This is a genomic window from Paenibacillus alkaliterrae (assembly GCF_021532375.1).
Lineage (GTDB): Bacteria > Bacillota > Bacilli > Paenibacillales > Paenibacillaceae > Pristimantibacillus > Pristimantibacillus alkaliterrae.
In genome coordinates, this window is the sequence record NZ_JAKGAP010000006.1 from 39,246 (window position 1) to 62,499 (window position 23,254).

Below are 23,254 nucleotides of genomic sequence, written 5' to 3' on the forward strand. Positions count from 1 at the left end.
CCGCGCATAATCAATAGGGATCAATCATTTGGGCCGTCAGCATCGCCTTGGCGGCCAGCCCTTGCGTATCGATAACCTCGATCTCCAGCTTCGTAAATTTCCGGCTCATCTCCAGCGCCTTCGGTATTATCGTAATTTCGCTGTCAATTTGGACCGGCCTTACAAAGTAGGTCGTCATGCTCTCCAGCAAATAGTCGCGCCTTGCCGTCTCGCGAATCATTCTTCTTGCAGCCTGCGTCATTAAAGTAGCGAGCAAACCCTCCGATACCATGCCGAGTGATCCTGACATTTGCGGCGTGATCGTCCCTTTGTAGGCGATTCCTAATTCGTCCTGGCCGGCCGAGCCGCGGAAAGCCATAAAGCCCGTCCACATTAAATCCTCAAAGGTCTCGCCCGATTCAGGCTGCTTGCCGGCAAAACGCATCGCATCAAGTACTTCTTGCCTGGTTACGAGGCCAAGAAGCTTGCGGTGCCGATCTACAATCGGCAATAAATCAATGCCCTCCCCAGCCATCATGTGCGCTGCCGACGTAACGGTAATATTCGGCGCAGCCGTTATGGGCTGCTTCGTCATCAGCTTATCGACCGCGCTATCCTCGGGCGAGCCGACCGCATCCTTGGCCGTCATCATCCCAACCACCCTGCTCCGTTCATCCACTACCGGAAATCTGGAGTAGCCCGTTTCCCGCGACAGCTTATGGAAGTCGGCGATCGTTTGGCCCGTCCGCAGCACGTCGGCGGGACGGCTGAACGTTACGATATCCTCGATCAGCATAATTTTCCGTTTGATAAGCCTGTCGTACATCGCGCGATTAATCATAGAGGCGACGGTAAACGTATCGTGCCGGGAGGATAGAATCGGAAGCGAACGCTCGTCTGCCAGCTTGATGACTTCCGCGCTGGGCTCGAAGCCGCCGGTAATCAGAACGCCCGCGCCTTCCTCGAGCGCACAGCGATGAGCACCGACGCGGTTGCCTACGATCAGAAGGCTGCTTTCGTCGATATAACGCAGCATCGCATCGAGCTCCATCGCTCCGATAACGAATTTATGAAGCGTTTTATCCAGGCCGGACGCTCCGCCAAACAATTTCCCCTCTACGATGTCGGCTACTTCGCCGAAGGTAAGCTGGTCAAGCGCTTCACGCCTTTTGCGGTCGATTCTTACCGTGCCGATACGCTCCTTGGTGCTTACAAGTCCTATGTTCTCCGCTTCCTTGAACGCTTTATATGCCGTCCCTTCGCTAACACTCAATGCTTTGGCAATCGCCCTTACGGAAATTTTCGTGCCGATCTTCAAGCCTTGGATATAGTGTAAAATTTGTTCGTGCTTCGTGCTCGTTTCATTTCCCGGTCCGATCAGAGCCATAGCCATTCCTCCGTCCTGCAAGCAATCTCCTTCTATTATAGGAGAAAGCGAGGCACAAGTCATGCTTGTTCCCTACCGCTCTTCTATATTATAGCTGCCATTTCAGCAGAACCTTCTCAACTTTAAGCTTTCCGTCTACCGCTTGTCCGTCAGCACCCTTCAGCTTCCGCTTTCGGAACAGCTGTTGAATGGATTGTACGTTAATGGCTGCTTCTGCTCCTGACATAATGAAGGATTGCCAGTCATACTCGATCGGAATCGGATAACGCAGCGACTGAATTAGATGATTTTCGAATTCAATGCTTTGCACAGGAATTTCTTCATATATGCTGGAAAACAAAAACGAGCTCTGCTCGCTGAACGGCCTTGAAATCGGATCAGATTTAAGCTCAAGCACATATTCCACGATCTGCGTATGCGGATTGACCCGGCAGCTAAAGGAGCCGTGAGCGGCTACCGCTTTGTCAACCCGATGAGACAACCGGTACGTGAATTGAACAAGGAAGGGAACATTGCAATAATATGCGCGGACTTTTCTAAAAAACTCGAATTCGTCAACCACCATGTCAGCCTCCTCACATCCACGTTAGCGCCATTCTATATCCTATCATGTCTAGCGGAATTGGTAAATTGAACCTAAACAGGTAATCATGATAATAGAATGATACTTTTTACACAATTATAGTAAAGAGTCCATTCATTCGTCAATGACTATAGTCATTATTATGAATATACTCTATAGAATGTTGTTGATCGAGAAGGAAAGCTCTATCGTTAGCTTGAGGTGACAAAATGAGTGAGATTGCAGGGCTTATAGGAGAAAATATACGCCAGCTGCGCAAAAAAAGAGGTTTAAGCCAGGAGCAGCTGGCTCTACGCGCCGATATTAACGCTTCCTATATGGGACAGGTTGAACGGGGAGAAAAAAATCCGACAATCGACGTGCTCAGCAAAATTGCGCTTGCCCTTCAATTGCCGATCGGTCAAATCGTCAATGTGCCCGCTCGTCCGTATGATTCAAATGACGCTGATGAAGATGGCTTCGCCGATAAAATCGCCCATCAATTGAACGGTCTCAGTCTGAAGGAGCAGGAAGCCGTTTACAAATTCGTCAAGCAGCTCGTTCAGTTTAAGGAATTGAATTAGCAGCCTCTTCTCAACAATGTATCAAATAATGGAATACCATAGATATGCAAAGAAACTGTTCCTTTGGAAATGGCGGACTGCTTCCATCACCAAGAACAGTTTCTTTTTATTTTGCAATCTTAATCGCAGCGTCGCGAAAACCTCCTACCGGCTATCCCCGAGCTCTTTTGGCCATCGCTTTCTCCACCAGCTTACGCTCCCATAGAAGCGCTTTGGCCCGTTTGATGCGAGCCAGCTCCTTGCGTTTCTCTTCCTTCATCAGCAGCGCGTTAACGTGAGCGGCAACGATAATGAACGCGAACAAGGTCCAGACAAGTCCAAAGAGGCTCGTCCCATCCCAGAGCGCATTAAGCTCAATACGCGGAAGCCCGTATACGAGCATCGCAAGCGCTATGAGCAAATACAATACATGGCGGCCTTTCCCAGATAACATTAATCCTCAACTCCTTCACAAGATCGTAAGCGGCTGAATCCCGTCCGCACTATCATCCTATGAAAGTAGCTGGAGAGATATGACCGTTGCTATAGCAAGCCGAACCAAGTGAACGATGGAAAAGCTAATGAAAACAACACAAGCCTCTCCTCCGGTTCTGATTCACAAAGGGATAGATGTCCTCATATGATGAAGTAATTCGTGTAAAACACCTACAGGCCGCTTACCACTTATCGTCATCCTCCTGCTAGGAAGGAGATTTATGATGCTCAAATCGAGAGTAGCCGTACAGGTGATCAGCTCCGGCATGCTTCCGGAAGATACGCTCATGCTTGGCGAAGCACATGTTAAGCAGTGGAAAATCCCTCAAGGACAACACATCCTATTGAAATTCGGTTCCTTTCGCCAGCATGTGAAGGTCATTCCCGTCGCAAAGTACGACGGTATGAGAATGAGCCAAAGCTTAGCCAGGCAGCTGGGATTAACGAACGGCTCGGCGGTGCGGATACAATACAAGGCCGGAACATCCGCGCTTGTATTGGGACCATTAATTGGCGTGCTCGTCAGCCGTGATTACCCGCATATGCCGGATAAGCCGTTCGGCTCCATCACCATGTTCTGCAGGGAGCTTGTCGAAGCCTGTACGACGCAAGGCGCGTACGTTTATTTTTTCACGCCGAACCAAATCGGCAGCAACATTAGCACCGTTGACGGCTGGATCTACGCAGACGGCTGGCGGCGAGTCACCATGCCCGTGCCCGATGTCGTCAATAACCGTTTAACCTCCAGAAAACTGGAGAACAGACCCAGCGTACAACATTTTATGAAGGAAGTAAAACAGCAGCATCAGACAACCGTTTTCAACGAAAAGTTTCTGGATAAAACCGAGGTATTCGAGGCGCTGAAGAAGGACGAATCACTAGTGCGCTACTTGCCCGAATCGCATTCGCTGCGCAACTACACGATGCTGAAATCGATGTGCTTGCGTTATAACAACGTTTTTCTCAAACCCGTTCGAGGCAGCCTCGGCAAAGGAATCATTCGAATCACCCGTTTGGACGAGAGCAATTACCAGGCGATGTATGCGACATCAGCCGGTACTCGCAGACAGCAATATACGAGTTTAGTCAAGCTGTTCTCGACCATCTCGGCGAAGATGAAAACCGTTCGTTACCAAATCCAGCAGGGTCTGCAACTGATCGATATCCAGAAACGTCCGGTCGACTTTCGCGCGCTTGTCCAGAAGAACATCAGCGGCAAATGGACCATTACATCCATAGTGGCCCGAACGGCCGGAAATCATCATTTCGTATCAAACCTGGCTCGCGGCGGCACGCTCAGCTCGGTCGGCGAAGCCATAGCGAGATCCAATCTGCAGTCCGGCATTAGCAGGCAGGATGCATCGCAGAGGCTGAAGCAGGCCGCGCTTCATATCGCACACGGCGTAGATACGCAAATTCCCGCGCACTTCGGAGAGCTCGGCATCGATTTGGCGATGGATACGAGCGGCAGAGTGTGGCTGCTCGAGGTTAATTCCAAGCCTTCCAAAAATGATAATACGCCGCTGAATGACAATAAAATACGTCCTTCCGTTCGCATGATGATTCAATACTCCCGTTTTTTATCGGGATTTTGATGGAGGCGTCCATGCAGGATCAAATCATCAATCTTGGCATTTTAGTCGCATCCATTCCTTACCGCATCCATGAGGACGGAGCGAGTGCCTCGCTGCCCGAGCCCGCTTTTTATCGCGCGCTAAGCTTGAACGGCAAGCAGCACGGCATCGACGTATACGTGTTTGAAGCGGACGGCTATCATTCGCGCACGGGCCGGCTCCAAGCCTGCCGCTTTGAACAAAACCGCTGGGTACGGCAGCTCGTCCCTTTGCCCGACGTTATCTATGACCGCTGCTTCTTTACGACCTCAGACCAACGGTTAAGCTGCCGAAGAATGCTCTATGCCATTGCGCAAAGGAAGCCTCATGTTATGCTGAACGGCAACCTGCCGGCAAAGCTGGACGTCTATGATTCACTCAAAGGCGACGCTTTGCTGATGCCGTATTTGCCTGTTACAATCGGCTGCCGATCGGCGGAACAGCTCAAAAAAATGATCGATCAATATGCTGCCGGCATCGTCCTTAAGCCATCGTCAGGCATGCAGGGAAGAGGGCTCGTGCACATCTCGCGCTGCCCGCTGTATCTCACGTTAACAGCGAGAGGCCGGTCTAAGCAAAACCGTCCATTTCTCCGCCAATTCGAGGACGACAGCGCGTTCATGCATTGGATCGATCGTTTTATAGGCCGCACCAGTTATTTGCTTCAGCCTTATCTTGAGCTTAGCGGCGATGATGGCAAACCCTTTGATGTGAGATCGCTCATGCAGAAGGATGAGAAGGGGCGTTGGTCCTTATCCGGGATCGCCGTCCGAACTGGGCAACCGGGATCCTTAACGTCAAATCTGCATGGCGGAGGCGACGCAAAGACTGCCGATATGCTGCTCACCGCCAAATTTGGCATCCGTAAAGCCGAACGTTTGATTGAACAGATCCATACAATAAGCAAGCAAACTGCAGATAGACTTGAAAACCATTTCGGCAGATTTGCCGAGCTGGGCTTAGATTTTGGTATCGAGCGAAGCGGCCGGATCTGGCTGATCGAAGCAAATTCGAAGCCGGGACGTTCTTCCTTTCGAAAGATAGGCGACCATGCAGCCGAGCTGTCCTCGATCGAGAGACCGCTCTTATACGCACGTTTTTTGTCCAGGCGCTTATATTCGTCTATGGCAGCCAATGAAACCGTAAACGGCCGTCACCGTCATTTGATTGCAGGCAACCCATTACGGCCTTTCAACGTTCAGGAGGTTCATCGATGAGTTTGACAACTTGTAACGTACATTTCTCGCAGCAATCCAATAAGATCATATATTTGTCCAGCCCGTTGCTGAAGCAGCTGAAGCTTTCCGGTAAAAAATCGGTACACCTTAAGCTTGGGAACGAGACCATTACAGCCGATATCAGGCAGTTGAAGCGGCCGGGCAATCATTTGTATTTGTCAGCAGGCATACGCCAAGCTATACGGGTGCCGAAATCCGGCAACGTATACGTCCTTAACTCCGGCGACAATGAGGTTCAGCTCGGGCCGCTTGTCGGTATTTTAAGCGATAACGCCGTCCGTTCGGAAAGCAATCCCTTTGGCCCGCGTACCGGCTTCATCAAGCAAATCATCCGCACCGGCGAGCACAAGGCTTATCTGTTCGGCTTTACGCCGAGCGATATTAACTGGCAGCAAGAAACGATCAACGGTTATTTCCTTAATCACCAGGGGGGCTGGTATCGTAAAATCGTACCTTTGCCGGATGTCGTTTATAACCGGCTGCCGAGCCGCAAGGCGGAAACCTCCGCATCGATTAATGCGCTGCGCGAACGTTTCGTAAGGCGGAAAATTCCTTTTTTTAACTGGAGCTTCTTCAATAAGGCCGATGTCTATAAGCTCCTGGACAAAGATCCCGAAGCGCTCCAGCATTTGCCCGAATCGGTCTCCGGACCTTCCGCAGACAAAATAAAGGAGATGCTCGAGAAACATCAGTTTCTATATTTCAAGCCTACGGCCGGAAGCCTTGGAATCGGTATCTACCGCTTAACCTACCATCCAAAGCGCGGCTACTTTGCCCGTTACCGCAAGGGGAGCCAGAACGTGCTGCTGCGCTTCACCAGCTTTCATAGCTTAATGCGCATGCTGCAGGCGAGACACGGCAGCAGCTTGAATCATTATGTGGTGCAGCAGGGCATTCGATTAGCCGAAATCGATAACTGTCCGCTAGATTTCCGCTTTCATATGCACAAGAACGGCAAAAACGAATGGATACCCGCAGGGATTGGCGCGAAGAAGGCCGGACGCGGCAGCGTAACGACCCATGTGAAAAATGGCGGCTCTCTAATGACGCCCGAGCAAGCGCTCAGCAAAACATTCGGCACGGAAGCAGGGACGGTTTTGGAGAAAGCAAAGAAGGCTGCCGTTAAGCTTTCCGAAGCGATTGAACGGAACTATCCGCATCGGCTTGGCGAGCTGGGACTTGATATCGGCATCGATAAAGACGGTGAAATTTGGATGTTTGAAGCCAATGCGAAGCCCGGGCGCTCGATCTTCAAGCATCCTGCGCTTCGCTCGGAGGGCCGCGCATCGTTAGCCTACATTCTCGAGCACTGCATGTACCTCAGCCGTTTTCAAAGCCAAGGAGGTAATGGATAATGGACAGCTTTCTTCCGGAAGAATCGGACTTCAGAGAGCTGCGCGCGGGCAGAACCGTTCTGGCGATTTTGACCATTGAGGATGAAATTCAGCTCTTCCGGGGCAATCGAAGCAACTTCGTGGATTTGCTTCGAACCGGTCAATCCATGGGCTTCATCGTCTATGTCGTAACGGTAAAAAATTTGCTCCTGACGAGGAGCAGCTTGAAAGGGTTCATATACAACGAAGAACTGGAAAGCTGGCAGCAGCGTCTGCTTCCGTTTCCCGACATTATCTATAATCGGATTCCTCTGCGCGAGGATGAGATGCTGCCCTCCGTAAAGCAAAAAATCGCCGCTTGCCACAAGCATCCGCACTTGAAGCTGTTTAATCCGTCCTTCTTCAACAAATGGGATCTTTTCGAATGGCTGCGGCTTTCCAAATCGACCAAACCGTATATACCGGTCACCCGTAAGCTTGTAACGGTAACCGGCCTTGGCCGCATGATGCGCAACCATTCGTATCTTTATTTAAAACCGGAGAGCGGAAAGGCCGGCAAAGGCATTATGACGATCAAGGTGCACGCCGAGAAGCAGCTTCCCTACCGGCTGAAAATACAGGAGAACAAAAAGAGCGCCACCTATAATTGCGCAAATATCAACAAGCTTTGGAGCCGCATTCAGAAGCAAAGCGGAGGGGAAGCTTACATTGCCCAGCAGGGCATTAAGCTCGCCTCCTTCAATGACCGGAGGTTCGACCTTCGGGCGCTCGTGCAAAAAAACCAGCGCGGCCAATGGGATATCACCGGTATTGGCGCACGTATTGCCGGCGCGGCAAGCATTACGACGCATGTCCCTAGAGGAGGCATGATCGAGGATCCCGAAAAGCTGCTCGCACATTCATTTAACGAAGATCTGGCGCGTAAGCTACTCATAAAAGCAAAAAATACGGCTGTTCTGATTGCGAAGCAAATCGAGCGGGCTTCGGGGCAGCTGCTCGGCGAAATGTCGATGGATCTGGGCATAGACGGAGAAGGAAACATGTGGTTTTTCGAAGCGAATTCTAAGCCGATGAAATTCGATGAGCCTCATATCAGACAAAAATCATTGGAGCGTATTTTTCATTATGGAGCCTATTTGGCCAAATCAAAATCAGATAAAAAGGCAGGGGGCGCATAACGTGAAGCTGGAGCTGCTTACGCCGGAAGCTTGGTTATCGGAACAAAAAAGACTAGTCGGTTTTGCTATCCGTTTCGGGAACCAGCGGCTTGCTGTCTCAACGATTCATGCGCTTCGCAAGCTGGACGCCTCGCTGCTGAACGCCGGCCCTGACCTGACATGCGAAGCCGTTGCCGTGGTTGCCAAGCAAGGCAGCCGCATCGCCGGTTTCGGCTTTGCCTCCGGGGGCGGCGAGGATTGCTGTATGGTCGTCGTTCATCCCGATGCCAGAAGCCACGGTATTGGCGGAGCTATCTTACAAGCGATGATCGACCGGCTTGGCAAGCTTACCTGTAACGTAGCTGCAGACAATACGGCAAGCATGGCGCTGTGCTTCAGGCTCGGCATGACCGCTGTTTCCATGCACAGAGGCCCGACAGGCAAGCCAACGCTCCGTTTCGAAAGGAGAATTACCCATGACGCAGCCCGTCCTAGGCATTCTGACTTTGTACCTCAATGAAGCCGGCATGCTGGAGGAACGATCCATCTATCAGAAAATGACCTCCGCCGGACGAAAGCTGGGACTTCAAGTTTTCGTCTTTACGCCTAAGGACGTCAACTATAAGCAAAATAAAATTCATGCTCTTTTTTTTAATCCCGAATCGAAGACGTGGTCGCGAAGGTGGACTTCATTCCCTGATCTCATCTATGATCGATGCCGCATTCAACGCAGCTACCGCTTCGAGCAGCTTAAGCAATTCCGTTCCCGCTACGGTCATCTTACCTTCCTGAACCGCACGCTCCGCAACAAATGGACCATTCATCGCGTACTGTCGAAGGACTCGCGCTTCAAGAGCTATCTGCCGGCAACTCGCTACGTCGAAAGCAACCAGGATGTCGCCTCTATGCTGCGTAAGTATCCGCTCCTTTATCTCAAGCCTATTAACGGAACCGGCGGAAGGGGAATATTGCGCATCGAAAGGAATAAAGAGGGCCAGCTTCATATTCAAGGACGCGATCAATCCAGACGCATCATTAAGCCGCGTCAGATTAACGCCTCAGCGCTTGGCAGCTATTTGGCGCCTTGGCATTTGAAGGGAAACCGTTATATCGCTCAGCAAGGCATTCAAATCAAGCTAAACAGCGGCCGCGTTCACGATTACCGCATGCTCGTGCAAAAGAACGGCGAGGGTGCTTGGGAAGTTACCGGCTGCGCGGGAAGAATCGGCGCCGCAGGCAGCATTACATCCAACTTGCATGGCGGCGGTCATGCGGCAACGATGGATGCTTTACTTAAAGAATGGATACAAGATGAGACGAAGACCGCTCAGGTTAAGGCTGAGGCTGAAAAACTCGGGGTGGGAATAGCCGCTTATTTAGAGCAAAACTACGGTAGACTATGCGAGCTTGCTCTTGATATCGCTATCGACCGCAAAGGCGGAATTTGGCTGCTGGAGGTCAATCCGAAGCCTGCAAGAGAGGTGTTCGCGCAAGCGGGAGAAAAAGAGGTTTATCGCAAAGCGATCGTCAAACCGCTTGAATATGCGCTCTGGCTCTATAACCAGAAGCGGCGGCGGACGGGGAAAGAGAAGCAGGCCGCCATTGCGGATACTCGTACGGATTTGTCCTAATTTTCATATGGCACCGGCAGGCAGCGTCCATGCAATGACGCCGCGCCTTGCGGGTGCTGTTTTTTGCTGTTTTTACGTTCTCATATGCTGAAACGGCGAGCACTTTTTCTCCTGCGCATTCGTCAAATAATCTCTTCCGTCTGTTCCAGCAAAGCCATTAGCTCGCGGAAATCGGAAATATGTACATCGGCACCGTCAAGCTCAGCCGCGCGTCCGTAGCTTGCATAGGCACAGCCCACGGTTTGCAGCCCGTTTCCTTTGCCTGCTTCTACGTCCGACGAACGGTCGCCTACCATCCAAGCCTTTTGAATGCCATGATCCTTGAGTAATCGGGCAACTAAATCTACCTTGCTCGCCGTAGCGAACTCCCCTGCGCTGTATAATCCGTCAAACAGCTCAGCAATGCCTTTATATCGGGCGACGCCCTTCACGTACTCCTCGAGTCCGTTGCTCGCTACAAACAGCTTAACGCCTTGATCCTTCAACTGACGCAAAGTCTGTTGGACATAGGGATACAGCTCCCCTTCCCCCGCAGCCAGTCCTTCCAGCTCGTATTGGAGCAGTAAATCATCGGCGCGCTTGCGTGCAGCTTCCGAGCTGTCTGGCATCACCTGGCGCCAAATGTCTTCAAGAAGCATGCCGAGGCAGCCCAGCAGCCTTTCAACAGGCGGCGTTTCCTGCTCGTAAAGCCGTTCCTCGCGAAGCGTCTCGAACACGCGGCGATGAACGGGCACCAGCAGCGTATCGGTTTCAAATAACGTGCCATCCATATCGAATATAACAGCCTCAGGTTTAGAAAGCTTAATCACGTTCATGTTAAAAAATCCCCCTTTTAAATCTGTTCTTATCATACTGGAATCGTATAAATCACCGCAAGTCTCTACCAGTAAGATTTGCGGATAAACGTTTGGAGACGAGATTTTGCCTATAGGCATCTAGATATTGATAATTCGGGCCGAATATGTCACACTGTTTGGTGGATGATGGGGCTTAATGTCCCCTGCATGAAAGGACGTGACGGTTCACGTATGACCAAATGGCTGCTTCGTTCCATGACAGAATTAAGCTCACGCAAATGGATTTCCAGAATAACAGGTAAATTCGCGCAATCTTCCGCCAGCCAACGATTTATTTCCCGCTTCGCAGCGACATACGGCATTAAAATAGAAGAAGCGGAAAAGCCGCTATCCGAATATAGGACGCTAAATGAATTTTTCACACGCCGGCTGAAGCCGGGACTCCGTTCGACGGATGAAGCTGAAGATTCGCTAGTGAGCCCGGTAGATGCGGTCATAACTGGCGCGGGTTTTATTAACAGCGGCACCATTTTGAATGTGAAAGGGCAGAACTATACGATCGATGAGCTCCTTAATCGCTCTCCCCGAACCGCAAATTATATGAACGGCTTTTATTTGGTCCTCTATTTAAGTCCGACCGACTATCATCGGATTCACGCGCCTGTCAGCGGCCGTATAGTTGAGCGTGAGCATATCGCGGGCAAGGTTTACCCGGTAAACGACTTTGGCCTCCGTCATATGAGGAGAGTTCTGAGCCGTAACGAGCGATTGATTACATACATGCGGAACGAGAGCGGAGAGACCGCTGTCGTCAAGGTTGGAGCGATGAATGTGAGCAGCATTCAATACGTTCAGCCGATGAAGGATGAAATGAAGAAAGGCGAGGAGCTTGCTTACTTTGAATTTGGATCCACCGTCGTACTTCTCATGGAGGACGAAACGTTCACACCTCGAGGAGACATCATGCCTGGCGTAAAGGTGCGCATGGGCGAGCGTCTTGGCTCGCATCGTGGTCAACGTTAGATTTTAGCATATATACAGCAGGTGCAGCGGCCTGCTCCCTTAATTTTGGATGACGGGAGCGGACCGTTTGGGCTTGTCTATCTTATTTCCGATGGGCTTCGCCCCGTATACTGCTTGAATTGACGGCTGAAAAAGAAAATATCGCGGTACCCAAGCGCGTCAGCCACCTCGGTCACGTTCATGCCTGCATGCATAAGCAAATGCTGCGCCCGTTCAATTCGGGTGCGAATCATATAGGTTTGGACCGACATGCCGATCATCTCTTTGAATTTCATCGAAAAATATCGCGGAGACAGCTGCGCTCTTATCGCCAAATCCTCCACGCGATGCATGATGCTCGGGTTTTGCCGCACGAAGTTAGCTACCTCATGAATGGCCTCCATCAGCTGATTGCTCGCCTTCTTCTCGACCGGGAGCTGATTATCCTCGCGAAGCAGATGAATCATTAGCTGCTTCAGCACGAGCTGCGCTTCCTCTTCCGCGGCATAGGTTTGTACGAGGAACAGTCTTACGTAACGCGAAAGCATATATTCGAAATCAACCGTGTCATTCAACTGCCTGTACCGATTAGGCACGTCATGAACATTTTCGTTTACGGCAAAGTGTATGTAAGACAGGACGAGCGGCCTTTGGGGATGATGGGTAGCGCTCGTATAATCGCCTGGCCGAAATAGAAAACAGCTTCCCGGCCCAACCTCGTAATGGGTACCGTTTACCTCGACCTCCCCTTCGCCGCTCCATACATAAAATAAATCATAATTGGCCATCGGTTTCTCGCGTCTCGCCCATCTCCAGCCCGGCTCGCATACGATTTTGGCAAAGGCCGGCAACAGGACGAGCGATTTAGGCGAAATGTGCAGCATAGCGCAACCTCCAGCTTATAAAGTCTTATATTTCAAGAAAATCTATGCCGTCATCATACAACAGCGATAAACTTTTGCGCAAGCGTTCTAAAATTTCGAAAAAATTTGCTCACGGAATGGTTTGCTGCACAAAAAAAATGTTATAATAGCACCCGATAAGCTGAAACGGCTATAATAATTACAAATGAATGATTTCGGAAGGATGGAATAAAGTCCATGAACCCACTTGCTCAGCAGTTAAACGAGACGCTGCAATCGGAAAATCCCAACGTCTATGCGATGTTGTCAACCTTAGGCAAAGCGATTTATTTCCCGAAGGAGGGCATTCTCAGTCAGTCCGCCGAAGCGAAAACAAAAGCTACTAAATTCAACGCTACAATCGGAATTGCAACAGAAGGCGGGCAGCCGATGCATCTCAAGGTCATTCAAGAGACGCTTTCCGCCTACAATCCGAAAGATATATATGAATATGCGCCTCCTGGAGGCAAACCCGAGCTTCGTGCCGCTTGGCGTACCAAAATGATTAAAGAAAACCCTTCTCTTGAATCGAAAGGCTTCGGCAGCCCTGTCGTAACGAACGCGCTCACACACGGTCTCAGCATTGTAGCTGACCTGTTCGCCGATGCTGGCGACGCTGTCGTCATTCCGAACAAAAACTGGGAAAACTACGAGTTAACGTTCGGCGTCCGCCGCGGCGCGGAAATCGTAGAATATCCTTTATATAATGATCAAACCCTCTTTAACAGCGCCGGTCTGCGCGAAGCGCTGCTTGCCCAGAAGGATAAAGGGAAAGCCATCGTCGTGCTGAACTTCCCGAACAATCCGACGGGCTACACGCCAGGACCAGCGGAGGGCGAAGAAATTATTGCAGCGATCCGGGATGCGGCAGAAGCCGGAATCCAGGTAGTTGCCGTAACCGATGATGCTTACTTCGGACTATTCTTCGAGGATTCCTTGCATGAGTCGTTGTTTTCAAAACTTGCCGACCTTCACCCGCGCGTTCTTGCCATTAAGATAGACGGTGCAACGAAGGAAGAATATGTATGGGGCTTCCGAGTAGGGTTTATCACTTACGCCTCATCTTCCGCCGCGACTTTGACAGCGCTGGAGCAAAAAACGCTTGGCATCATTCGCGCAACGATATCGAGCGGTCCGCATCCATCGCAAACGTTCGTCCTGCGCGCCTTGACATCGCCTGATTTTGAATCGCAAAAAGCGGAGAAATACGATATTATGAAGCGTCGCGCCAACCGCGTGAAAGCTCTGCTCGACAGCGGCCGTTACGGCGATGTATGGGGCTATTACCCGTTCAACTCCGGTTACTTTATGTGCCTCAAGCTGAGCCATGTTTCCGCTGAAGCCGTTCGCGTTCATTTGCTGAACCAATATGGCATCGGCACGATTGCGCTAGGCGAGACCGACCTGCGCGTCGCGTTCTCCTGCATCGAGGAAGAACATCTCGAGGAGCTGTACGATACGATCTTCAAGGCGGTTAATGAATTGATTGCTGCGAAAGCTTAAATGTCAAGCGTAAACGGCTGTCTCCGTCCTCCGGCGGGAAAGCTCGTTTCGCGGTGAAATATAAAGCACCCCTGACTGCATGCCTCTCACTAACAGGCAAGTGCAGCGCTCGGGGGTGTTTTTTTCATTCCATTATCGGGGCGGGCATTACTCTTCATCCATTTCTTTCTGCATTCTCTTCCGCAGCCGTGAAGGACGTATGGCGATATATGCAAGCGCGCCTGCCGCTGCAGCCGCTGCAGGTAAGTAGTATGACGACATGACTAGCGGAAGAGCGGCAAACAGCCATAGCAGCATAGAGCAGACAAGCATTGTGAGTCGGTCTACCTTCAAATATTGCTCCGCCCGCTGCTTTTCCGGAAGCGGATATACGTGCTTCCATACCGAATAACGGTGAACATGACGCAAGCCTCCTAATTGGACAGAAAGTACGCTCATGAATAGACCATATACGAGGACGGAGCCCCAGCCGGACAAGGATACAGCATCGGCAAACCAGTAAATGACAAGACAGCCGAGCAGAAGCAAACGGATTACAATCCCGCCAATTTCCGTTCGGATGAGCGAAGCCGTATACAGGTAAACGAACGTATTTCGATTCGAATACCGCACAACGCGGAGCAGCCAAGCTATATATGATCGCCTCGCCGTACTCGACGGTAAAGTAGGGACGTCAATAAATAGTCCAAAAAAAACGTAATAACGCTTGCGCGTCCTCGCTTCCTCGTAAATCAGCCTCTCCCATGGCAAACGGTGGCGGCTAGGAAGACGGTGCGCCAGGAGGAATGATAAGCAAACGAGTATGGAAAATAAAGCTGCTTGCCAAACCAGACACGTAAGCCATGCAGCTACGATAAGGGCGGTCAATGCCCAGCGGGTAAGTCTCATCAGCCTTCTCATGCCCGGCCACGTCATTTGCCGCTCTCTCCACGCCCCCCATACATTGCCTGCTTTCAACCCGGCGGCAATCATTGCAAGGAGCCAGCCCCCGCTTATGGCAGGGCCCTGATTATAAATAGGCAAATATAAAAGCAGTACGATCGCGGCAAGGATCGAGCAGCCCACCGTCGTATAGCGAAACGATAGACGCAGGTACCCATCCATATCCGCTTCACGCGGCATCATGAATACCGTATCGCCGGCTGCAAGCCAGGTACGCAGCGGACTCCAGCACAGGACGAGGGTTAGCGAAATAACCCCTGTCGCCGCGACCGGAAAATTCGCAGGCAGCTGCCGGACCAATGTGATATAGCCAATAGCTGACGATATAAGGATAAGCGACATAAAGGCAGGAAAGCCGCTCTGCCCCATATATCTGAAGTAGGGCAGCGATTGTTCGCGGAAGTCCTTGGCACGACGGCTCCATATGGCTTCTAGCTCATGCCCCGCTCCCATTAGCGATGGCCTCCGGTTACGAGCTTGTAGAAGGCATCCTCGAGAGAACCGCCGCGCATCTCCGTGCCTGCCGCCTGCCTAACGTCATCCAGAGTTCCTTGGGCTGCGATTTGACCATGGTGCATGACAATGAAGCGATCGCAGTAGGCTTCGACTGTAGAAAGAATGTGTGAGCTCATGAGAATGGCTGCGCCCTTCCGTTTCACTTCTACGAGCCGATCAAGCAACGAGCGAATGCCAAGCGGGTCCAGCCCGAGAAACGGCTCGTCGATAATATACAGCGGCGGATCCGCAAGCAGAGCGTTCATAATCATGACCTTCTGCTTCATTCCTTTGGATAAATGCGAGGCGAACGCTTTACGCTTCGGCAGCATTTGAAATTGCTCCAAAAGCTCTTCCGCGCGCGCTCCATATTGATCATCGTTCACGCTGTAAGCCATTCCCGTCAATCGCAAATGCTCCTCCACCGTAAGCTCGTCGAACAGCACAGGCGATTCCGGCACATAAGCAAATGACGCCCGGTACTGCTCAGTCTCCTCCTCCAGCGTTGCTCCGTCTACCTTTATCTCTCCGATCTGCGGCTTCATGAGTCCAAGAATATGTTTAATCGTTGTGCTCTTGCCCGCTCCATTCAGGCCGATCAGTCCAACCATCTCGCCTGCCTTCACCTGAAAAGAAATATTATGCAGCACGGGCCTTCTTGGACTATAGCCGCCCGTTAACTGGTTTACCTGTAAAATTGCATCCATGACATCACCTTCAATATTACGATTTAGTACGAACTATTAACCAGCATACCGAAAAGTACGGGTATTATCAAAAAAAATAGTAGTCATGTTATAATGGGAGCGAGAAATACCAATGAGAAGTCGCCCTTATACACATATGTCTTCCAACGGCCAGTCCATCACTTCCCGATGAAAGGAAAAACGGAGCCATGAGAAAACGACCGACCATTTTTCTTCAGCTAATCGTAGGATTCTCCTGTATTTTCCTTTTTTCCTTCTCGATCACGGGGTACTTTACCTACCGTCATTCCTCCCAAATCGTGCTCGACAAAACGACGCAGCTCCTGCTCGAATCGGTTATCCAAATGCGAGGAAAAACAGATGTGATGCTCGGCGAATTCGATCGTACTTCGCAAATGATCGCCTTCTCGCCAATGGTACAAAATTATTACTCCAATATCGTCCGTCAACGGGGAAATGACCAATCCAAAGCGGAAATCGAACGATTTATGAAAAGCTTAAGCCGCTACAGCGGAACCGACTTCGGCATCACGATCCTCGATACGGAAGGCCGGTTTTATCAAAGCAATGAATCGCTCTTCTTATACTGGCGAACGCTTGAGGATCTGAAACGGAACAAATGGTATCCATTAATGGAAAGCGGGCAAGGACAGTTATTTTGGCTGTCTGGGCCTGCTTGGCGCAACGGACCGATTCCGGCCGTCATCGGCGTGCGGCTCCTTAACGATTTGTCAACAATGGATAAAATCGGTAACCTATTTATTATATTTCCGGTAGAAGCGCTGGAACGGACTATTGAAGGAACTAGCATCGATCCTTCTCATAAAATCCAATTAATCGACCGACTGGGCACCATTCTTTACTCGACTGACCGGAACGAAATCGGGACGGAGCTGGACAGGAAGCTTCAAGAAACGATAGGGCAACAGAAATCCGATATTATAGCCTGGAAGGAACATGATATTCAAACTTATATTTCCTACAGCTCTTCCGACTACAGCGGATGGACGATCGCCTCATATATCAAAGCCTCTGAAGCTGTCAAAGATGTGCTGAAAATTCAACGAACTGTGTTTATCGCCGGACTGTCAGGATTATTTGCGGCATTGCTGTTTACCGTCTTCTTCTCCTGGACGGTATCCCGGCCTATCCGTTATTTAGGCAGGCGATTGACCCGACTGGAGAAGGGTCGCCTTCCGCTCGTTAAAAGTCCGTTTGTCAATCGCGAGGTCGAGCTCCTTTACAATAGCTTTAATGATATGATGGAACGTCTCGAGCAGACCGTTCAAGATTTATCGGAGAAGCAAATTAGCGAAAACCAAGCACAAATTATCGCGTTAAAAGCACAGTTTCGCCCGCATTTTTTATACAATTCATTAAACACAATCTATTGGCTGCTCATTGATGAAGGGCAAGAAAAAATTGCGCGAATAGTATTGACGCTAAGTGACCTGCTTCGTTATAGCATTCAGCCGGGAGCCGAAACGGTCACGGTCAAGGAGGATTTGGAGCAGTTGGAACGCTATATGCTGCTGGTGCAAGCACGGTATGGCGACAAGCTTCAACTCGAAATCGACATCAAAGACGATTTGTTAAACTACCGCATCATGAAGCTGCTGCTACAACCTCTGGTGGAAAATGCTATGACGCACGGTCTCGAATCAATTAAAGGAAGGCCTTGGCGGATTCGCATCGAGATTTCGAAACAGGGCCACACTCTCCGCTTTATCGTAGAAGACAACGGGAAGGGTATGACGGACGAAGAAATGGCCTCTGCCCTCCAATTCCCACATGATGCGGATCGACTTCACTTGATGAGCACAGGACTCGGGTTAGCCAATCTGCATTATCGCGTCGGATTGATTTACGGGAAAGAGTATGGGTTACGGCTATATAAAAGCGAGATGGGCGGATTACGAGCCGAAGTCATTTTCCCTCTTATAGGAGATGGTTATTGATGTGCAAAATCACACTTTATTTCATGGCTCTACTTTGCCTCTTCTTGCCGGGCTGCAGCGTATATCAAACGCCAGAGCCGCTTCGAGATGCCACGAAGAACGCCTCCTCCGTCACCGAGCTGACCGTGTGGCTTTGGCCGGGAACCGGTCTCGAGCGGTTGATTAGCCAATATGAGGAGCAGCACCCGGAGTTGAAAATCAACATACAGATCTCTGAGTTTCAAGATGTGCACGACAATCTCCAGATAGCCTTTGCCGCTGGAAGCGGTGCACCTGACATTTGCCTGATCGAAACGGTTTATATTGATATGTTCAAATCGTTTCCGGCCCGTTTCCATAACATGCTCACGTATGGAGGTGCTGCCTTCAAAGAAGATTATCTCGACTGGAAATGGCAGCAAGCCCAGCAACCCGACGGTTCTTTCCTTTACGGGCTGCCGACCGATATCGGTCCCATTGCAATGATTTACCGAACCGATCTGTTCAAGCAAGCCGGCCTTCCGACGGACCGCGAGGAGGTCTCCCGCCTCATCGATTCCTGGGATGCCCTGCTCGAATCGGGCAAGACGGTACGGAGAACGACCGGAAAAGCGATGTTTGATAATTTATCAAATGTATACAGAAGCGGGATCAGCCAGCTCGATACCCTCTATTTTGACAAACAGACAGGCCAATTCATTGCCGATCAAAATCCGGGTGTTAAGAGGGTATGGGCCAATACCGCGGAGGCTGCCGCGCGCCAATTGTCCGCCGGTATCCCCTCCTGGACACCGGAATGGGAAAAAGGCGCCAATACCGGAGAATTCGCCGTCATTCTAGCACCGGCCTGGATGATGGGGTTCATTAAAGAAAATGCACCGTATTCCGCCGGCAAATGGGACGTTACGCGGCTTCCGGAAGGAAGCGGCAACTGGGGCGGCTCCTTCCTTACGATGCCGAAAGAAGGCCGCCATCCGAAAGAGTCGTTCCAGCTGATTCAATGGCTCACCGCCCCTGAGCAGCAGTTGGATACGTTTATTCATAACGGAAATTTTCCGTCAACGCCCGCCGTATTCGACGACAATCAGATCAAACAGCTGCGGGATGAGTTTTTCAATGGGGCGCCAGTCGGCGAGATTTATTCCCAGGCTGCTAAATCAGTAAAGCCTGTCTACGAGGGACGTTTCTCGCGGAAAGCATTTGATGCTTTTGATGAAGCAATTCAGAAGCTTGAAATACAATCGGCCACGCCTGAACAGGCGTGGCGGGATGCGATCATACAAATCGAACAATCTATGCAAGAATACTGACAACGGCGGTGAATATATATTATGCGAATTTTAATCGTTGATGATGAACATGTGGTCCGAAATTCCATGTCTCGCATGATTAGGACTTATAGCGACAAGTATGATGTCGAGGTTGCGGAAGACGGAGAAGAAGCGATTGCAATTTTACAACAGCAGCCGGCTGACTTGGTCATTTCCGACATCCGTATGCCGGTTATTGACGGTATCCAGCTGTCCTCCTATATTCGGCAGCATTACCCTGATACTCACACCATACTTTTGACGGGATACGCCGATTTTGATTACGCCCTGCACGCCCTTCGGACTGACGTGTTTGACTATTTGTTGAAGCCGGCTTCCAAGGAGCGTATCATCGAATGTATCCAAAAGGTGGAGCAGATGCTCGAGCATCGGGAGAACAATGAGAAGCTTGCTTTAAAGCGAAACCGGGATATGTTGGATAAGTTGATCATGGATTTACTGTACGGCTTGCCGATTTCAAACTGCGATGAGGACCTGTTTCCGCCCTACGATGATGTCATTTTATTTAGTTTGACCGCGAGCAGAGATATATTGTGGGAGCGGCCGATTCGTTTTTTCATCAAAAACGTACTGCTCGAATTGCTTGAACCGGTCAGCACCCCTGTCATTGCGATCGAAGAAGGGCTAATTACCATTGTGCTTTTTGTTCGAGGCAAGGATCCGAAAACGTTGAGGCAGGAATGCGTACGCAGTAAGGAAACCATTGAACAGCTGCTCAAGATCGAACTTCGCATGGGATACGGCGGCGAGTCCAAATCCATATCTGATATCAATATATTGTATATTCACAGCCTTAAAGAACTGGGTTTGCTAAATTGTTCGACTAATATGTCAGAACAGATGAACAGGCTGGTTCGTCTGACACTCGACTATATCGAAGCTGAATACGCCTCTGATCTTACGCTTGCTTCCGTCGCAGACAAGCTGGAGGTCAATCCGAACTACCTTAGCGGTCTGCTAAGATCCAAGACCGGTTTTACGTTCACCCACCATCTCATTCAATACAGATTGGAGAAGGCCAAGGAACTGTTAGCCACGACTAATTTGAAAATATATCAAATTTGCGAACAGGTCGGCTATGTGGATCAGGCTTACTTCAGCAGACTTTTCAAAGCTACCTTCGGCAAAACGCCCAATCAATACCGGGAGCAGGGCTCGGTGAAATAACAACCCCTCCTTTCGGCAACCTTTATGATATCGGAACGTTACTCCGAGCATCGTGAGGTTTTTTTTGATCCCTATCTGATATAAATCCAATATATCTAAGACTAGACCCGTGGGCATCGGCCAGTGAATCTCTTATACTTTTGGTAAGCGCTTACAAGCGGCGCATCATTAAGAGGGGGATATCACATATGGTAAAACGCATAAGTATTTTACTCGTTAGCTTAATAATGGCTCTTTCGGTAGCGGCATGCAGCTCGAATTCGGGCGCAAATAACAGCGATAAGGGCTCAACAAACACTGTTTCGGACGAGAAGGCAAGCAGTGGGGAAAAAGTAAAATTGACGATCTGGCTGTGGCCAGGCATGGGCATTGAAGATCAAATTAAAGAGTATGCGGCGAAAAACAATCTCGAAGTTGACATACAACTCTCACCGTTTGCCGATGTTCATAACAACCTGCAGACTTCCTTGGCGGCAGGCAGCGGTGCTCCCGATATTTCAGCGGTGGAAGTCAAAGTGATCGAAAAATTCAAATCGAGCCCTGAGCAGTTCTACAACCTTCTGGATTTAGGCGCTGGAGATCTCGAGACCGACTATATCGACTGGAAATGGAAACAAGCATTGACTGCTGACGGATCGGCTTTACTCGGCATTCCGACCGACATCGGCCCGATGGCGATGGCATACCGCACCGACGTCTTCGAGAAAGCCGGCTTGCCGACGGACCCGAACGAAGTCGCTCAGTTGATCAATACTTGGGATGCCTTTATCGAAGCTGGCAAAAAAGTTCGGGCTAATGCAGGCGTAGGCATGATCGACAATGCCGCCAGTTTGCTGAACATCATGGTTGGCCAAGGCGACGAGAAATATTTCAAGCCTGACGGCACACTCATTTTGAAAGATAACCCGCAAGTGAAGAAAGCTTGGGACTACGTGTCTAAAGCGCTCGAAGCTAACATCACTGCCAATATCGATGCATGGACAACGGAGTGGGGCACAGGTATGACGAATGGCGATTTCGCCGTTGAGCTTGCACCTGCCTGGATGATGGGCTTTATGAAATCAAACGCACCGGATGCATCGGGCAAATGGAACATCACGATGATGCCTGAAGGCTCCGGTAACTGGGGCGGGTCGTTCCTGACGGTTCCGAAGCAGTCCAAGCATTCGAAAGAAGCATATGAACTGATCAAATGGCTGCTTTCGCCGGAACAACAGTTAGAGACGTTTAAGAAAAACGGAAATTTCCCTTCAACCCCTTCTTTATTCATAAGCGATGAGATCCAATCATTCACAGACCCTTACTTCAGCAACGCGCCTGTAGGCAAGCTTTACGCTCAAGCCGCTGAGCTCGTCAAACCAGTATGGGAAGGACCGGATTCCCAAACGGTGGAGGACACGCTTAACAAAGCGATTACAAGTGTAGAAGATAAGCAAGCCTCTTCGGAAGATGCATGGAAATCAGCCATAGCGGACATCGAAAGACAAATGTCCCGTAAATAGAGGCAGTGCGCGGGAGACTGATGTACATGCATCAGCCTCCCTTTTCCATCATCATATAAGGCTGAATAATGTCGAATGGAGGTAAATGGTATGATTGGAGCTTCAACGAAAAAGAAATTCAATCAGAGAATGCGAGATCAATTGTCCGCCTATCTGTATATAGCGCCGTTTTTTATTCTGTTCGCTGTATTTGGCTTTTTTCCCATGATTTTTACAGCATGGGTGTCTCTCCATAAATGGAGCATACTTGGGACCAAGACGTTTACAGGTTTCCAAAATTACAAGTTTATTTTGGAAGACCCGTATTTTTGGAAATCACTCTATAACACGTTCAGCATCTGGTATATATCAACACTGCCGCAGCTGTTCTGCGCGCTGATCCTGGCTTTCTTGCTTAACCAGTCTCTCATGAAAGGCAAAGAGTTTTTCCGCATCAGTGTTTTTTTACCCAACATCACTTCCGTTGTAGCGGTCGCGATTATTTTCGGCGCGATATTCGGCCAGCATTATGGATTAATCAATTACGCCCTTTCGTTCATCGGCATTGATCCCATCGATTTCAAAAGTTCTGTACTAGGGACGCATCTGGCCATTTCATCAATGGTCATGTGGAGATGGACCGGCTATAACGCCATTATATATCTGGCAGGCCTTCAGAGTATTCCTAACGACCTGTATGAAGCGAGTACAATCGACGGAGCATCGAAGAGCCAGCAGTTCTTCTTTATTACGATTCCGCTGCTCCGGCCGATGATTATATTCACTATTATTTTGTCAACGATTGGCGGTATGCAAATATTTGCTGAGCCGTTAATGTTCTCCGGCACCGGCGGAGGCTCGCAAGGACAAGGCTTAACCCTTACCCTTCTTCTATATGAAGAGGCATTTGCCAGACAAGCGTTCGGGTACGCATCGGCCATCGCTTGGATGCTATTCTTTATCATCGTCGTTTTCTCGCTAATCAATTTGTTTATTACGAGACGACTTCAGTCTGCGGAATAGGGGTGAAT

At 50.0% G+C, this 23,254-nt stretch carries 21 protein-coding genes; 14 read left to right on the forward strand and 7 right to left on the reverse strand.

From position 1 onward, the window contains the following. Positions 1-10 precede the first annotated feature (10 nt). Both L1N85_RS02855 and L1N85_RS02860 read right to left on the reverse strand, forming a co-directional pair. On the reverse strand, positions 11-1,366 hold the full coding sequence (locus tag L1N85_RS02855; protein ID WP_235234668.1) for a DRTGG domain-containing protein: 1,356 nt from the start codon (positions 1,364-1,366) through the stop codon (positions 11-13). An 88-nt stretch (positions 1,367-1,454) separates the two neighbouring features. Beyond that, complete coding sequence (locus L1N85_RS02860) at positions 1,455-1,931, reverse strand: hypothetical protein (RefSeq protein WP_235234669.1); 477 nt, start codon at positions 1,929-1,931, stop codon at positions 1,455-1,457. Between the two features lie 227 nt (positions 1,932-2,158). Here L1N85_RS02860 and L1N85_RS02865 point away from each other — a divergent pair, with 227 nt between their 5' ends. Continuing rightward, entirely contained in the window at positions 2,159-2,512 is a 354-nt protein-coding gene (locus L1N85_RS02865; protein ID WP_235234670.1) for a helix-turn-helix domain-containing protein, read from the forward strand. 151 nt (positions 2,513-2,663) lie between these two features. Here the strand turns inward: L1N85_RS02865 and L1N85_RS02870 are convergent, their stop codons facing one another. Then, a complete protein-coding gene (locus tag L1N85_RS02870) occupies positions 2,664-2,945 on the reverse strand; it encodes a hypothetical protein (RefSeq protein ID WP_235234671.1) in 282 nt (93 codons plus the stop codon). 265 nt (positions 2,946-3,210) lie between these two features. On the opposite strand from L1N85_RS02870, the gene L1N85_RS02875 reads away from it, so the two are divergent. The 6 genes from L1N85_RS02875 to L1N85_RS02900 are packed head-to-tail and all read left to right on the forward strand — an operon-like array spanning position 3,211 to position 9,959. After that, positions 3,211-4,581 (forward strand): YheC/YheD family endospore coat-associated protein, encoded by a 1,371-nt coding sequence (locus tag L1N85_RS02875; RefSeq protein ID WP_235234731.1) that lies wholly within the window; start codon positions 3,211-3,213, stop codon positions 4,579-4,581. An 11-nt stretch (positions 4,582-4,592) separates the two neighbouring features. Next, positions 4,593-5,816 (forward strand): YheC/YheD family endospore coat-associated protein, encoded by a 1,224-nt coding sequence (locus L1N85_RS02880; RefSeq protein ID WP_235234672.1) that lies wholly within the window; start codon positions 4,593-4,595, stop codon positions 5,814-5,816. After that, positions 5,813-7,192: a YheC/YheD family endospore coat-associated protein gene (locus L1N85_RS02885; protein WP_235234673.1), complete on the forward strand. Its 1,380-nt coding sequence runs from the start codon at positions 5,813-5,815 to the stop codon at positions 7,190-7,192. The genes L1N85_RS02880 and L1N85_RS02885 overlap by 4 nt, the downstream gene beginning before the upstream one ends. Then, on the forward strand, positions 7,192-8,349 hold the full coding sequence (locus L1N85_RS02890; protein WP_235234674.1) for a YheC/YheD family endospore coat-associated protein: 1,158 nt from the start codon (positions 7,192-7,194) through the stop codon (positions 8,347-8,349). Before L1N85_RS02885 ends, L1N85_RS02890 begins: the two co-directional genes overlap by 1 nt. Position 8,350: 1 nt before the next feature. Then, on the forward strand, positions 8,351-8,848 hold the full coding sequence (locus tag L1N85_RS02895; RefSeq protein ID WP_235234675.1) for a GNAT family N-acetyltransferase: 498 nt from the start codon (positions 8,351-8,353) through the stop codon (positions 8,846-8,848). Next, the gene (locus L1N85_RS02900; RefSeq protein WP_235234676.1) at positions 8,805-9,959 is read left to right on the forward strand and encodes a YheC/YheD family endospore coat-associated protein; all 1,155 of its coding nucleotides are present in this window, start codon (positions 8,805-8,807) and stop codon (positions 9,957-9,959) included. The genes L1N85_RS02895 and L1N85_RS02900 overlap by 44 nt, the downstream gene beginning before the upstream one ends. A 122-nt stretch (positions 9,960-10,081) precedes the next feature. Here L1N85_RS02900 and L1N85_RS02905 read toward each other — a convergent pair whose 3' ends face one another. Further along, positions 10,082-10,774 carry an HAD family hydrolase gene (locus L1N85_RS02905; RefSeq protein WP_235234677.1) on the reverse strand — a complete coding sequence of 231 codons (693 nt, stop codon included), beginning with the start codon at positions 10,772-10,774 and terminating at the stop codon, positions 10,082-10,084. 213 nt (positions 10,775-10,987) lie between these two features. On the opposite strand from L1N85_RS02905, the gene asd reads away from it, so the two are divergent. Continuing rightward, a complete protein-coding gene (gene asd, locus L1N85_RS02910; RefSeq protein ID WP_235234732.1) occupies positions 10,988-11,779 on the forward strand; it encodes an archaetidylserine decarboxylase in 792 nt (263 codons plus the stop codon). A gap of 77 nt (positions 11,780-11,856) precedes the next feature. On the opposite strand, the gene L1N85_RS02915 is transcribed toward asd, so the two are convergent. Further along, positions 11,857-12,642, reverse strand: a complete 786-nt coding sequence (locus tag L1N85_RS02915) for a helix-turn-helix domain-containing protein (RefSeq protein WP_235234678.1) — start codon at positions 12,640-12,642, stop codon at positions 11,857-11,859. A 216-nt stretch (positions 12,643-12,858) separates the two neighbouring features. Here L1N85_RS02915 and L1N85_RS02920 point away from each other — a divergent pair, with 216 nt between their 5' ends. Continuing rightward, positions 12,859-14,163 carry an aminotransferase class I/II-fold pyridoxal phosphate-dependent enzyme gene (locus tag L1N85_RS02920; protein WP_235234679.1) on the forward strand — a complete coding sequence of 435 codons (1,305 nt, stop codon included), beginning with the start codon at positions 12,859-12,861 and terminating at the stop codon, positions 14,161-14,163. A 147-nt stretch (positions 14,164-14,310) separates the two neighbouring features. Here L1N85_RS02920 and L1N85_RS02925 read toward each other — a convergent pair whose 3' ends face one another. Together L1N85_RS02925 and L1N85_RS02930 are read right to left on the reverse strand one after the other, a co-directional pair. Then, on the reverse strand, positions 14,311-15,558 hold the full coding sequence (locus L1N85_RS02925; RefSeq protein WP_235234680.1) for an ABC transporter permease: 1,248 nt from the start codon (positions 15,556-15,558) through the stop codon (positions 14,311-14,313). Next, positions 15,558-16,307 (reverse strand): ABC transporter ATP-binding protein, encoded by a 750-nt coding sequence (locus L1N85_RS02930; protein WP_235234681.1) that lies wholly within the window; start codon positions 16,305-16,307, stop codon positions 15,558-15,560. Before L1N85_RS02930 ends, L1N85_RS02925 begins: the two co-directional genes overlap by 1 nt. Positions 16,308-16,495: 188 nt before the next feature. Here L1N85_RS02930 and L1N85_RS02935 point away from each other — a divergent pair, with 188 nt between their 5' ends. From L1N85_RS02935 to L1N85_RS02955, 5 genes are all read left to right on the forward strand, one after another. Further along, positions 16,496-18,265 carry a sensor histidine kinase gene (locus tag L1N85_RS02935; protein WP_235234682.1) on the forward strand — a complete coding sequence of 590 codons (1,770 nt, stop codon included), beginning with the start codon at positions 16,496-16,498 and terminating at the stop codon, positions 18,263-18,265. Then, positions 18,265-19,554 carry an extracellular solute-binding protein gene (locus L1N85_RS02940; protein ID WP_235234683.1) on the forward strand — a complete coding sequence of 430 codons (1,290 nt, stop codon included), beginning with the start codon at positions 18,265-18,267 and terminating at the stop codon, positions 19,552-19,554. The genes L1N85_RS02935 and L1N85_RS02940 overlap by 1 nt, the downstream gene beginning before the upstream one ends. 21 nt (positions 19,555-19,575) lie before the next feature. Continuing rightward, complete coding sequence (locus L1N85_RS02945; protein WP_268818122.1) at positions 19,576-20,742, forward strand: response regulator transcription factor; 1,167 nt, start codon at positions 19,576-19,578, stop codon at positions 20,740-20,742. Between the two features lie 188 nt (positions 20,743-20,930). Beyond that, on the forward strand, positions 20,931-22,244 hold the full coding sequence (locus L1N85_RS02950; RefSeq protein ID WP_235234685.1) for an ABC transporter substrate-binding protein: 1,314 nt from the start codon (positions 20,931-20,933) through the stop codon (positions 22,242-22,244). A 90-nt stretch (positions 22,245-22,334) separates the two neighbouring features. Beyond that, positions 22,335-23,246 (forward strand): carbohydrate ABC transporter permease, encoded by a 912-nt coding sequence (locus tag L1N85_RS02955; protein WP_235234686.1) that lies wholly within the window; start codon positions 22,335-22,337, stop codon positions 23,244-23,246. Positions 23,247-23,254: the final 8 nt, after the last annotated feature.

Excerpts from the sequence above, each read along its gene's own strand:
- L1N85_RS02885 (WP_235234673.1), top strand. The coding sequence starts at position 5,813 with ATGAGTTTGACAACTTGTAACGTACATTTCTCGCAGCAATCCAATAAG.
- L1N85_RS02890 (WP_235234674.1), top strand. The coding sequence starts at position 7,192 with ATGGACAGCTTTCTTCCGGAAGAATCGGACTTCAGAGAGCTGCGCGCG.
- L1N85_RS02900 (WP_235234676.1), top strand. The coding sequence starts at position 8,805 with ATGACGCAGCCCGTCCTAGGCATTCTGACTTTGTACCTCAATGAAGCC.
- L1N85_RS02940 (WP_235234683.1), top strand. The coding sequence starts at position 18,265 with ATGTGCAAAATCACACTTTATTTCATGGCTCTACTTTGCCTCTTCTTG.
- L1N85_RS02955 (WP_235234686.1), top strand. The coding sequence starts at position 22,335 with ATGATTGGAGCTTCAACGAAAAAGAAATTCAATCAGAGAATGCGAGAT.
- L1N85_RS02875 (WP_235234731.1), top strand. The coding sequence starts at position 3,211 with ATGCTCAAATCGAGAGTAGCCGTACAGGTGATCAGCTCCGGCATGCTT.
- L1N85_RS02935 (WP_235234682.1), top strand. The coding sequence starts at position 16,496 with ATGAGAAAACGACCGACCATTTTTCTTCAGCTAATCGTAGGATTCTCC.
- L1N85_RS02920 (WP_235234679.1), top strand. The coding sequence starts at position 12,859 with ATGAACCCACTTGCTCAGCAGTTAAACGAGACGCTGCAATCGGAAAAT.
- L1N85_RS02870 (WP_235234671.1), bottom strand. The coding sequence starts at position 2,945 with ATGTTATCTGGGAAAGGCCGCCATGTATTGTATTTGCTCATAGCGCTT.
- L1N85_RS02925 (WP_235234680.1), bottom strand. The coding sequence starts at position 15,558 with ATGGGAGCGGGGCATGAGCTAGAAGCCATATGGAGCCGTCGTGCCAAG.
- L1N85_RS02865 (WP_235234670.1), top strand. The coding sequence starts at position 2,159 with ATGAGTGAGATTGCAGGGCTTATAGGAGAAAATATACGCCAGCTGCGC.
- L1N85_RS02930 (WP_235234681.1), bottom strand. The coding sequence starts at position 16,307 with ATGGATGCAATTTTACAGGTAAACCAGTTAACGGGCGGCTATAGTCCA.
- L1N85_RS02860 (WP_235234669.1), bottom strand. The coding sequence starts at position 1,931 with ATGGTGGTTGACGAATTCGAGTTTTTTAGAAAAGTCCGCGCATATTAT.
- asd (WP_235234732.1), top strand. The coding sequence starts at position 10,988 with ATGACCAAATGGCTGCTTCGTTCCATGACAGAATTAAGCTCACGCAAA.
- L1N85_RS02880 (WP_235234672.1), top strand. The coding sequence starts at position 4,593 with ATGCAGGATCAAATCATCAATCTTGGCATTTTAGTCGCATCCATTCCT.
- L1N85_RS02945 (WP_268818122.1), top strand. The coding sequence starts at position 19,576 with ATGCGAATTTTAATCGTTGATGATGAACATGTGGTCCGAAATTCCATG.
- L1N85_RS02905 (WP_235234677.1), bottom strand. The coding sequence starts at position 10,774 with ATGAACGTGATTAAGCTTTCTAAACCTGAGGCTGTTATATTCGATATG.
- L1N85_RS02915 (WP_235234678.1), bottom strand. The coding sequence starts at position 12,642 with ATGCTGCACATTTCGCCTAAATCGCTCGTCCTGTTGCCGGCCTTTGCC.
- L1N85_RS02950 (WP_235234685.1), top strand. The coding sequence starts at position 20,931 with ATGGTAAAACGCATAAGTATTTTACTCGTTAGCTTAATAATGGCTCTT.
- L1N85_RS02855 (WP_235234668.1), bottom strand. The coding sequence starts at position 1,366 with ATGGCTCTGATCGGACCGGGAAATGAAACGAGCACGAAGCACGAACAA.